Source organism: Aquirufa sp. TARAVU-A1A (assembly GCF_054558675.1).
The window spans coordinates 58,060-70,141 of the sequence record NZ_JBPXKP010000007.1 but is presented as its reverse complement, the minus strand read 5'-3'; the positions used below and the strand labels follow the sequence as shown (position 1 = coordinate 70,141).

The window sequence follows — 12,082 nt, the reverse complement described above, 5'->3', positions numbered from 1 at the left end:
GCCAATTTTATTCATAAATTTCCTCAAATATTTCTACCATGAACAAACTAGTCACCACAATTGCGCTGATTTTTGTAAGTGTTTATGCCTTTGGCCAATCCTGCTGTTTCGTAACGAAAGACGAAATGCAATTAATGGCTTCGAATAAAGCCTTTCAGCGCTCTCATAAATTACCGAAACCCTATCATCACATTAGCCAAGCGGGTGGTGAGATGATTACGTTTGCGACGCCGGATGGCCAACAAGCGAACGCCTTTTTTATCAAAGCAGCTAAGCCGACCAATTATACCTTGTTCGTTTTTCAAGAATGGTGGGGCTTGAATGATCACATCAAGCGTGAGGCAGAGCATTTTTATACAACGTTGGGTAATGTCAATGTGCTTGCAATCGATATGTACGATGGAAAAGTTGCGACAACCCGTGAAGATGCTGGAAAATACATGGGCGGAGCGAATCCCTTGCGTTTGGAAAACATCATCAAAGGTGCCATCGCATATGCCGGACCTCAAGCAAAGATCGCAACCGTGGGTTGGTGTTTTGGCGGTGGCCTTTCCTTGAAAGCGTCGATATTAGCGGGACCTCAAGCGGCTGCTTGTGTCATGTATTATGGCATGCCGGTGAAAGATGTGGACCAATTGAAAACATTGAATACGGATGTTTTGGGATTATTCGCTGGCAAGGAACAATGGATATCGCCAAAAGTTGTTGCTGAGTTTGAAGCAAATATGAAATTAGCTGGTAAAGGAATTCAAACGAAGATTTTCGATGCGGAACATGCGTTTGCAAATCCATCGAATCCAGCTTATGACAAAGCAGCCACAGAAGAAGCTTGGAATATGGCAATAAACTACTTCAAAGCTCGTTTAAAATAACATGCTTAAATTTGTCCTTTTATTGATTCTGGGAATGTTTTTCGCGGGACCTATTTATCAGGCATCCGCGCATGTGACCGTGTTTAGCTATGCCAAACCAAAGGTCTACAAGAAGAAAAAAGGCTTTTTATGGGGTCTATTTAAAAAGAAACCCAAAAAGTGCGATTGCCCTAATTTATAATCGGATTTAACCAAGAGTCTGCTCGGGTGCCTGCTGGCTTATTAGCCAACCAGCGTTTACGATCGGCCTCTTGGTTTTCATTTTGTGGCTCAGCCACTTCGATATCTGCGTCCATAAAGATAATCGTCATTACTTCGCGCATCGTTTCTGAATGATTCCCAGGTGCGGCATGCAAAGTCCATCCCATATGAAATGTCGCATCCCCCGCTCGCATGATTTTCTGCGCCTTGATGGGAAACCCTTGATCCTGAACAAATGAAGCAATCGTTTCTTCGGATTTATCCGAAATGGGCATCGGCGGCAATTTCACATGTTGCGTGCCAGAGGCAAATGTTAACAAGCCCATATCTTCTGTGATATTAACTAAAGGCATCCACATCGTGACCGTTTTCGCATTACTTAAGGGCCAATAATATTGATCTTGATGCCAAGGCGTATGCCCACCACCTGCCTCTTTAAATAAGGCTTGGTCGTGATAAAGTCGGACTTTTTCCACCCCCAATAAATCCGCAGCAACCTGCCCAAAACGCTTCGCGAGTACAAATTCCTTGATGTTAGCATCCTCTTCCCATAAGTTCATCATTTGCAAAAATGCCTTGCCATAGGTGTCTCGCTCCGCCATAGGTTTCTGTTTTTTCCGAAAATCATCAGCCCATTGAACGATGGAATCGCGATAGGGTTTTAAAGCTTCGGGAGAAATAAGTTCTGGCAAATAAATATGACCGTCGCGCTGAAAATCAGCAACTTGTTGGGCTTGAATAGGATAATCTGTGTTCAACATGAATTTGGATTTGGGCCAAAATTCTCAAAAATCCTTGGCATAAAACGCATCAATATTTGCAAAAAATAATGCAATTTTACCTAATGACGATTTCCCGACTTACCTGTCAGCTAAAATGAAAGCAAGCCTAGAGCATTTAGATTCCCAAGAAAACTCCTCTTTTCAAATCAAAGAAGTCATTCAAAATCGATTTGATGCCCCATATCATTACCATCCTGCTTTTGAACTGACCTTGATAATTGCAGGCGAAGGCAAACGTTTTGTGGGGAATCACATTGCCGACTTTCATCCAGGAGATCTAGTTCTTTTAGGGTCAAACCTACCGCATTGTTGGCAAAATCACCGCCAAGACTGGCTTGTCGAATCGGAAGATTCCCAACAAGCACAGGCATTGGTTATTCACTTTACCGCGGATTTTCTAGGGGCGGATTTTTTTAATAAGCCGGAATGTAAGGCGATCAAACAATTATTAGACAAATCGCGTGGTGGCTTCTCGATTCAAGGACCTACGCAAGATCGTGTGGTTAGAGAAATGCTGGCACTGAAGGAGTTAAATCCATTTGCACGCTTGATGTCCCTGTTGAACATCTTGCAGTTGATCGCTAATTCAGGAGCAGATTCGCAACCGATTGATACAAATGAAATTTCCTATCAATTATCCAGTACAGACCTAGATCGCATTAATCGCATTTATGCCTATGTGATTGCTAACTATACCCAAGAGGTACATTTGGATGAGGTGGCGCATTTAGCTAACATGACTGAAACCGCATTTTGTCGGTATTTCAAAAAGGTCACTAAAAAAACCTTTGTTTCCTTGGTGACGGAATTCCGAATCAAACATGCCTGTGAATTATTACGTACGAGCAATAAAGCGATGGCAGAAATCTGTTTTGAGAGTGGCTTTGGCAATTTGTCTCACTTCAACAAGCAGTTTAAGCAATACATGAACGAAACACCCTTGCAGTACCGGAAATTAGTTCGAGAATGGGAGGTGGGGTAAACGCTGCCGGGGTCTTCAGACCCCGGCAGCGTTAGCAAAAATCAGTTTTAAGATGGAAACCACCTAAGAAAAAACTGATAATAAACTGATTATTTTTTCTCTGGAAATAAAAGGCTCAATCCGATGCTTACGGACAATATTCCCAGAATCACACCCAATGAAGCCAGGGTTCCAAAACCCCATTGTTCCAAATAATGATGCCCGATCATCTTCAATCCGACAAAACTGAGCAACACCCCCAAGCCCATCGGCAAGAAACGGAACAAGCCCATCAAGCTGGATAAAAAGAAAAATAAAGACCGAAGCCCCATCACGGCAAAGACATTGCTAAAGAAGACAATGTATGGATCTTTCGAAATCGAAAATATCGCCGGAATAGAATCTACCGCGAACAATATATCCGTAAACGCAATCACAACCACAATCACGAAAATAGGCGTAATGTATAATTTGCCTGTCTTCATCCGAACAAAGAAGCGGCCAATTACATTTCGCTTGTATACATTAAAGTATTTAGACAACAATTTAACAACCGGATGGTCGCCTGGATTAATTTCTTCCTCATGCTCTTTGGAAAGTAAAATCTTCACGCCCGTATACACCAAGAACGCGCCAAATAAATAAATAATCCAATCAAATTTCTGCAACAAGGCCGCACCCAAGAAGATAAAAATCAAGCGCAACACAATCGCTCCCAAAATCCCCCACACCAAAATCTTCTTGTAATAGCGTTTCTGAACCCCAAAGGAATTAAAAATCAATATAAAGACGAAGACATTATCCGCCGACAACGAGTACTCGACCAAATAACCCGTGATGAATTCTAAAGATAAATTATCTTGAAAAATAGCAACTTGATCAAAATAGCTTCCAGTTCCTAAATCAATATGTGGCGCGTAGGCCTGCTGCACCGCTCGAAGCCCCGCAACATCTTGAATCCCATGGACCATTGCGCCATTATAGCCCAAAAACACGTAAAATATGATGGCCAACAATACCCAAGCGCCACTCCAGAAACCAGCCTCCTTGAAAGTAACCTCTGCCGCTCCTTCTTTCTTGAACACCCCCAAATCCACCAACATCACCGCCATGACAGCAACTGAAAACACAAGAAAAAATAGCGTTTCACTCATAAATAAGTAATTTTACATTTTAAAGGCACAAAGGTCGTAAAATTTGGCCAATATTATATGTACGAAGGCAAAAAGGTAATCGTCGTAATGCCCGCTTACAAAGCAGCATTGACACTTGAAAAAACTTACAATGAAATCCCACACGATTGGGTTGATGAAGTCATTCTCGTAGATGACTACAGCCCGGATAATACCGTGGAAGTAGCTAAGCAAATTGGCATCAAACACATCATCCGCCACGACAAAAACAAAGGTTACGGCGGAAATCAGAAATCATGCTATACCAAAGCCTTGGAATTAGGTGGCGATATCGTGATCATGTTGCACCCCGACTACCAATACACACCGATGCTTTTAAAAGCCATGATTTCCATCATTGGCAACGGTTTGTATCCAGTCGTATTCGCATCTCGAATTTTAGGGAAAGGTGCTCTTAAAGGTGGCATGCCGATCTACAAATACTTTGCTAATCGCATTCTGACTTTATTCCAAAATATCTTAATCGATCAAAAGTTATCGGAATACCACACAGGTTACCGAGCGTTTTCAAAAGAAGTATTAGAAGCCGTGCAGTTCACGAAATGCGATGACGATTTCGTTTTCGACAATCAAATGATTTTACAAATTTTTTGGAAAGGTTTTGAAGTAGGCGAAGTGACATGCCCAACCAAATATTTCGAAGAAGCTTCATCCATCAATTTCAAACGCAGCTCCATCTATGGCTTAGGCGTTATTTGGTATTCGATCCGATACCGCCTCGCGAAATGGGGTTTGAAATGGGACCTAATGAATTAATAAAAAGGCATTGCAAACGCAATGCCTTTTTTAGTACACTACAACCTAATTGATAACCCCAACAAGAAATTAAATCCTGCCTGCGGGTAATGAAAATTCTCTGTCGTTAATGCCCCATCATATAAATAACTGAACGTATATCCATTCGAGGAATACATCGCATTCAATACATTATTCAGCAACATCGTCGCTCGAATCTTTTTCGTCAGCCCATATCCCAAGCGCACATCTTGCGTGAAATAAGCCGGCAAAGCACGTGCAGCATTGGATGTATTATCCAAATATTGTTGGCCCACATACTTGCTCAATAACGACGCTTCCAATTTTCCTCGCGTATAGGTCAACGTACTTCCGCCAATCAGCGATGGCGAATAGGCAATATCCGTTTCTCCATGTTTAACAGACACAATGCTGTAATCCGCATATTCAACGAGTTTTTCGGTAAAATCTTGTATGCGGTTGCGAGAAATTGTCGCATTAGCCTGCCAAGTCAAGTTAGTCGCCAATTGCACATTTACAGATGCCTCTAAACCTAAACGGTAACTTGACGGGGCATTCGTACGAATGGCCTCTCCTACCGAATTTACAGCGCCTGTTAACACCAATTGATCCGTGTAATTCATAAAATAAGCGTTCAACTGATAAGATACCTTCGCACGGCCAGCTTGATAACCTACTTCCAAATCCCGTAAAAATTCTGCACGTGGCGTCATTCCAGGATTATCGACAAAATCTTGTCGGCTTGGCTCCTTACTTCCCAGTGCATACGAAGCATAAACCTTCGCATTCGATGAAATCTGATGCGTAATACCAATTTTAGGATTCACGAATTGATAGGACCAAATCTGGCTTATGTCTTGCATCTTATCAGCAATCCCAGCCATCTTATGCCCTACCGTCCGGTATTGCAAATCCAAATAAGCATTCCATGAAGATGTAATCGCCCAATTCGCTTTGGCATATAAATTCAAATCGGTTTTTTGCGACCGACTGCGGTACCATTCGTGCCCCGCATAAGCAACGGGCTGAATCAATAAGCCATAATGCCGACCTACATAGCGATTCCAAGCACCGCCAAACGTCAATTTTAAGCGCTGCGATCCTTCATATTTTAAGGCAAACGTTGAACCATAAAAATCATTGTCGAGCCATTTTTGGCGAACTACATCGACTGAAGGTTTGTTAGCAATTCCATACGAACTTAAATCTGCTGAAGGTTTAAACTCTTCATAATACCCGCGACCATAGGTATAGTGAAAATTCCAGTCCAAATCCCAATTGGGCGATAACCGATGATTTGTCAACAACTGTAAATGATCTTGGGAATAATTATCCGTCTGATTCGCGTAGGTATAATAATTATACGTTCGTCCGCTTGTAAGCAAATTGTTTGCTTCATCTGATGACAAATAATTCCGATCAATATAGGCTTGCATGTCAGCAACCGAACCCGTCACACGAGATTCCGGCGTACCATACCAAGACTGAAACGTTTTCTCCCGTCCGGTAAAATAATTGAAACGAATGAAGGAGTTTTTGGCAAAATATGCCGCTGATAAATAAGCAGATTGGAGATTAGAAGACGCACGATCGATATAACCGTCTGACACAATTCGTGACAAACGTCCGTCCACGGTGAATTTGCCGTTCATCAGACCTGTCCCAACTTTTAGGGTAGTTTTCAAGGTTCCAAATGATCCGCCCGATGCATTTATATCGGCATAAGCCTTCTCTTCAAAGGTATTCGTTTGCATATTAACCGAACCGCCAAAAGCCCCTGCTCCATTGGTGGATGTACCCACCCCGCGCTGAATCTGCACCGAATTAACCGACGAAGCAAAATCGGGCATATTGACCCAATAAGTTCCTTGCGATTCAGAATCATTCACGGGAATTCCATTGATTGTGACATTGACACGCGTTGCATCACTACCCCGAATACGAATACCTGTATAACCGACACCCGCTCCCGCGTCCGAAGTCGTCACGACCGATGGGGTAAAATTGAGTAACATCGGCATATCTTGGCCTAAATTACTCTTCCCCAACTCTTTGGCAGAAACGTTCGAATAAGCCATGGCAGAATTCTCGTCGGCACGAGTCGCCTGAACAACTACCTCATCTTGTAAGTAACTGGAACGGTGCAACAAGATTTGAGCAGCTGCAGAAGCGACAACTTCTTGCGCTTGATAGCCCACAAATGAAACACTTAATTTTGCAGAAGCAGGCAAATCAGCTAGTAAAAAATGCCCATTGGCATCCGTTAATACACCTCGTTGGCTACCTTGAACACGTACCGAAGCCCCCCATAAAGGTGCATTCGTCTCTTGATCGATAACGATCCCTTCGACTCTTTGGCCGAATAACACATGCGTAATGAATAAAAAAAACAGCGTCGTTAGCTTTTTCATTTTTGAAAAGTTTAACAACAGGTAAAGGAGTCAAATCCTGTATGATTTAACAATAACCCTTATTACTTTGATTTTTTCCGAGTTTTCAGCGCTAAAAACTCGACAAAATCCCTTCGACGGCATTACCCGTATCAGGTTCAATGGGTATAATCTCAGCCTTTTTTAGAGGCACCCCTTTTTGTGGATGCACAAAGTTACAAATTTTTCTACCTTTGCAAGCCATTCGCCTGTTCATAATTTTATGATTGTCAAAGAGTTTCTTTCCCTGTACAAATCAGATGGAATTGTTCAACACATTTCCGAACAAATTCATCGTCCCGAACCACAAAACACCTACATCAAAGGACTTTGTGGCGCATTGGATACCGTACTCATCGCAGCCCTACTGAAAGAAAACAATCCCTTTCTAGTCATTTGTGAAGCCAAAGAAGAGGCGCAATATGTCCTAAACGACCTACAATCCTTATTGGGCGAAGCGGCTGTGATCCTCTTTCCCATGTCGCATAAAAGACCTTATGAATGGGAAGAGGTTGACAATGCCAATGTACTCATGCGGGCGGAAGTCCTCAATGTACTGAGCAATTACAGTGGTCAAGCCTTAATCATCGTCAGCTACCCCGAGGCCATGACGGAAAAAGTGATCAACCGGAAATCATTGGTTAAAAACACGCTTTCCATTCGGGTTGGAGATAAAATCGATCGCAATTTTGTGGCGGAAACGCTCAATGAATATGATTTTGAACGCACCGACTTCGTCTACGAAGCGGGGCAATATTCCGTTCGCGGGGGAATTTTGGATGTATTTTCGTACGCGGCAGAGTACCCTTACCGATTAGATTTCTTTGGCGACGAAGTGGATAGCATCCGAACTTTTCATCCAGAAACGCAATTATCGATACAATCCGTTTCGGCCATGCACCTTATTCCGGATGTTCAAACCAAATTAGTTCAGGAAACTCGCGAATCCTTTTTTACGTTTTTACCTGCAACGACACGCATTTGGCTGAAGGATTTTAGCATACTAATCGATGCCATTGAGACCAATTTTGAAAAGGGAGAGGCCGCTTATTTGGCCAATAGCAGTTCGGATATCAATGTGCTGAATAAGCCCGAAGAGCGCTGGGAAACGAATAAAAGCATTAAAAAATCCTTGCAACAATTCAGTAGCGTAGAATTTGGCAAACGCACACACCTGAAAAATAGCCAGGCCATCGTTTATCCGTCTAAAAACCCAGGTGTCTTCCAAAAAGATTTCGAACGCTTAGCCAATACCCTCTTAGACAATCAAACTGCTGGATTTCAAAACATCATTTGTTCGGAATCGCCACGTCAACTGGAACGACTCGATGTGATTTTCAATGAAATCAACACGAGTATTCAGTTTAAACCCTTGCAGATTTCTTTGCGGGAAGGTTTCATCGACGAGCAAACGAACATCGCCTTTTATCCCGACCATCAATTATTCGACCGCTTTCATCGCTCCAAAGAGAAAAATAAGTTCTCCAAGAGCAAGGCGTTAACCTTAAAGGAATTGCGAAGTCTTCAAGTTGGCGATTTCGTCACGCACGTGGATTATGGAATCGGCCGATTTGCTGGGTTAAATTTGATTGAGACCTCGAATGGCGAACAAGAAGTCATCCGACTGATTTACCGGGATGACGATGTACTGTCGGTTTCCATTCATTCATTACATAAAATTTCCAAATACGCCGGCAAGGAAGGTGCCCCACCGACCATGTCGAAGTTGGGGACACCCGAATGGGAAAACAAAAAATCCCGCGTTAAAAAACAGGTCAAAGACATCGCCAAGGAACTGATTTCCTTGTATGCCAAACGTAAAAACGCCCCTGGTTTTGCCTTTTCGCGTGATACCTATTTACAAGCCGAATTGGAATCTTCCTTCTTATATGAAGATACCCCCGATCAGGCCAAAGCAACGGCAGATGTCAAGGCTGATATGGAAAAACCGCATCCAATGGATCGATTGGTCTGTGGTGATGTGGGCTTTGGTAAGACTGAAATTGCGATTCGGGCGGCATTTAAAGCCGTTGCCGACTCGAAACAAGTTGCCGTACTCGTTCCCACAACGGTATTAGCCATGCAGCATTACCGAACTTTTCATGATCGATTGGCGGCATTCCCTTGTAAGGTTGAATACGTAAACCGATTTAAGTCTACGAAACAAATCAAGGAAACCCTGGAACGCGTTGCCAATGGGCAAACGGATATATTAATCGGCACCCACCGATTAGTCAACAAAGATGTACATTTCAAGAATCTAGGCTTGATGATTATCGACGAGGAGCAGAAGTTTGGGGTGAAGGTCAAAGATCGATTGAAAGAAATGCGCGTGGATGTGGATGTATTGACGCTAACCGCCACTCCGATTCCACGTACTTTACATTTCTCATTAATGGGGGCGCGTGATTTATCTATTATTGCAACACCTCCACCGAATCGTCAACCGGTCGAAACGAAATTGGTTGTTATGACCGATGAATTATTACGCGATGGTGTTCGAGATGAGTTGGCCCGTGGCGGACAGGTTTTTGTCGTACATAACCGCATCAACGAATTAGAAAGCACGGCGAATCGTATTTTACGATTAGTGCCTGATGCGAAGATAGGTGTAGCGCATGGCCAGATGGAAGGCGACAAACTCGAAAAAATCATGATGGATTTCATCGAGGGTAATTACGACGTCCTTGTGGCGACCAACATCATCGAGTCCGGCTTGGATATTCCAAATGCAAATACGATTTTCATCATCAATGCGAATCATTTTGGCTTATCAGATTTACACCAAATGCGCGGTCGGGTTGGGCGATCCAACAAGAAAGCCTACTGTTATTTGGTAACGCCATCCCTTTCCGCATTAACCAGCGATGCGCGTAAGCGATTAAGCGCATTGGAAGAATTTTCGGATTTGGGCGATGGGATTAAAGTTGCGATGCGCGATTTGGATATTCGGGGAGCGGGGAATTTATTAGGTGCGGAGCAATCGGGCTTTATCAACGATTTGGGCTATGACATGTACCACAAAATTTTGGATGAGGCGGTACAGGAGTTGAAGGAGAATGAATTTAAGGCATTATTTGAAACGGATTTAAGTGAAATCGCGGAGGCATTGAAGGTCGATTGCCAAATTGAAACCGATTTGCGTGTTTTAATTCCAGAGGAATATGTCTCAAGTATTTCTGAACGCTTAGGCTTGTATACGCGCCTGGATGAGATCGATGATGAAACGAGTTTGACTGGATTCATCACGGAGATGGAAGATCGTTTTGGCAAAATGCCTGTAGAAGTACAAGACATGATTGACTTGGTACGATGTCGCTGGAAGGCGCAAGTATTGCGGGTGGAAAAAATCACCTTGAAGAGCAATATATTGAAATTGTATTTCGTTTCTCAAGAGATTCCGCAGGAGCTTGTGCTGAAGGTAATCCAATTTGTGAATGGCAGAAAAGGCCAATGTCAGCTTCGAGAAAAATCAGGAAAAATGATTTTACAAGTGGACAGAATAAGCACTATACCAGAATTAAACACAATTTTGGTGGATATTTTAGGATAGCATAGCAGGATTAAGTTGATTTTTATACCTTTGTTTTTCAAATTCTGACGAAAGAGCATATAGATGATTGCTAAATTATTAAACGTACTAGGCCTTTGTGCTAGCTTATTCATGTTGACTTCTTGCCCAGGTGGCTTGAAAGGTGGACTTGCAAGTGGCTCAAAGCCCAATAGTGTCAATATCGGTAATGTTTCAACAACAACCGGATTAGCCTACAATACCAAAAATGGTTTTCAGGTAGACAAAAAATTCACAGGACAATTAACAGGCCCTAACTTAGTTTTCATTGAAGGAGGCCGTTTTACGATGGGTTCTTTGGAAGAAGATGTCTTAGGCTTACATGATAATATCGAGCGTACGGTGTCAGTTCAGTCCTTTTACATGGATGAGACGGAGATTGCCAACGTTCATTATTTGGAATATTTGAGTGCTGTCAAGAAGGATTCGACACAAGATTTTTACGAATCAGCATTGCCAGATACGACGGTTTGGCGCAATGATTTGGCCTTTAATGACCCATACGTAGAGCAATATTTACGTTTCCCTGGTTTCCGTATGTATCCTGTTGTAGGTGTTTCTTGGAAACAAGCGACAGATTATTGCATCTGGAGAACGGCAGCTGTTAATAATAATTTAGCTGCAGCGCCTGCATCCAAAATCAAATTACCTAAGAAATCTGCAGCAGGAGCTGCTACAACTGCAGCGGCACCTCGTACGAATACCAATGCCCGTTTGACGATCGAATCAGGACGAGTTTTACCGTCTTACCGACTACCTACGGAAGCGGAGTGGGAATATGCAGCGAAGGCGATGATTGGTACACAACAACAGGATGAGAATCAAGTAAACCAACGTATCTATCCATGGGATGGGCCATCGTTGCGTGAGTCATCTGGAAAAGGTCGTGGAACGATGCTTGCCAACTTCAAGCGTGGACGAGGAGATTATGCCGGTATTGCAGGCAAGTCGAATGACGGAGCGATTATCACGGCAGAGATTTACAAATATGCGCCCAACGATTTCGGTTTATACCAAATGGCCGGAAACGTTAATGAGTGGGTGCAAGATTTGTACCGTCCATTATCATTCCAAGACTTTAATGATTTGAATCCGGTTCGTCGGAATGACAAAGAAGACAAAGAGTCCCGTTACGATAGCAAGAACAATCAATCGTTGATCACAAATAAAGTACGTGTTTACAAAGGCGGTTCATGGGCGGATGTGGCATATTGGTTAGCTCCAGGCTCACGTCGTTTCTTGGATGAGGATTCAGCAACGGCAACGATTGGATTCCGTTGTGCGATGATTTCTGCGGGAACAAACAAATAATAAGAA

General features: G+C 42.9%; 8 protein-coding genes and 1 riboswitch. Of the genes, 5 read left to right on the top strand and 3 right to left on the bottom strand.

Translation table 11 applies throughout. The features are described from left to right. Positions 1–38: 38 nt before the first annotated feature. Positions 39–872, top strand: coding sequence for a dienelactone hydrolase family protein (locus V7S75_RS10335; RefSeq protein ID WP_459513657.1), 834 nt, complete (start codon positions 39–41; stop codon positions 870–872). Between the two features lie 170 nt (positions 873–1,042). Here the strand turns inward: V7S75_RS10335 and V7S75_RS10330 are convergent, their stop codons facing one another. After that, positions 1,043–1,834 (bottom strand): phytanoyl-CoA dioxygenase family protein, encoded by a 792-nt coding sequence (locus V7S75_RS10330; RefSeq protein ID WP_459513655.1) that lies wholly within the window; start codon positions 1,832–1,834, stop codon positions 1,043–1,045. Positions 1,835–1,949: 115 nt separating this feature from the next. Here V7S75_RS10330 and V7S75_RS10325 point away from each other — a divergent pair, with 115 nt between their 5' ends. Continuing rightward, the gene (locus V7S75_RS10325; RefSeq protein WP_459513653.1) at positions 1,950–2,837 is read left to right on the top strand and encodes an AraC family transcriptional regulator; all 888 of its coding nucleotides are present in this window, start codon (positions 1,950–1,952) and stop codon (positions 2,835–2,837) included. An 89-nt stretch (positions 2,838–2,926) separates the two neighbouring features. Here the strand turns inward: V7S75_RS10325 and V7S75_RS10320 are convergent, their stop codons facing one another. Next, the gene (locus V7S75_RS10320) at positions 2,927–3,970 is read right to left on the bottom strand and encodes a TerC/Alx family metal homeostasis membrane protein (RefSeq protein ID WP_459513651.1); all 1,044 of its coding nucleotides are present in this window, start codon (positions 3,968–3,970) and stop codon (positions 2,927–2,929) included. Between the two features lie 57 nt (positions 3,971–4,027). Here V7S75_RS10320 and V7S75_RS10315 point away from each other — a divergent pair, with 57 nt between their 5' ends. After that, positions 4,028–4,765 carry a glycosyltransferase family 2 protein gene (locus tag V7S75_RS10315; protein WP_459513649.1) on the top strand — a complete coding sequence of 246 codons (738 nt, stop codon included), beginning with the start codon at positions 4,028–4,030 and terminating at the stop codon, positions 4,763–4,765. 38 nt (positions 4,766–4,803) lie between these two features. Here the strand turns inward: V7S75_RS10315 and V7S75_RS10310 are convergent, their stop codons facing one another. After that, the gene (locus V7S75_RS10310) at positions 4,804–7,176 is read right to left on the bottom strand and encodes a TonB-dependent receptor (RefSeq protein WP_459513647.1); all 2,373 of its coding nucleotides are present in this window, start codon (positions 7,174–7,176) and stop codon (positions 4,804–4,806) included. A gap of 91 nt (positions 7,177–7,267) precedes the next feature. Further along, positions 7,268–7,362: riboswitch (TPP riboswitch) on the bottom strand. A 55-nt stretch (positions 7,363–7,417) separates the two neighbouring features. Between V7S75_RS10310 and mfd the strand changes: the two genes are divergently transcribed. Then, positions 7,418–10,747, top strand: coding sequence for a transcription-repair coupling factor (gene mfd, locus V7S75_RS10305; RefSeq protein WP_459513645.1), 3,330 nt, complete (start codon positions 7,418–7,420; stop codon positions 10,745–10,747). A 111-nt stretch (positions 10,748–10,858) separates the two neighbouring features. After that, positions 10,859–12,076: a gliding motility lipoprotein GldJ gene (gldJ, locus tag V7S75_RS10300; protein ID WP_377977024.1), complete on the top strand. Its 1,218-nt coding sequence runs from the start codon at positions 10,859–10,861 to the stop codon at positions 12,074–12,076. Positions 12,077–12,082: the final 6 nt, after the last annotated feature.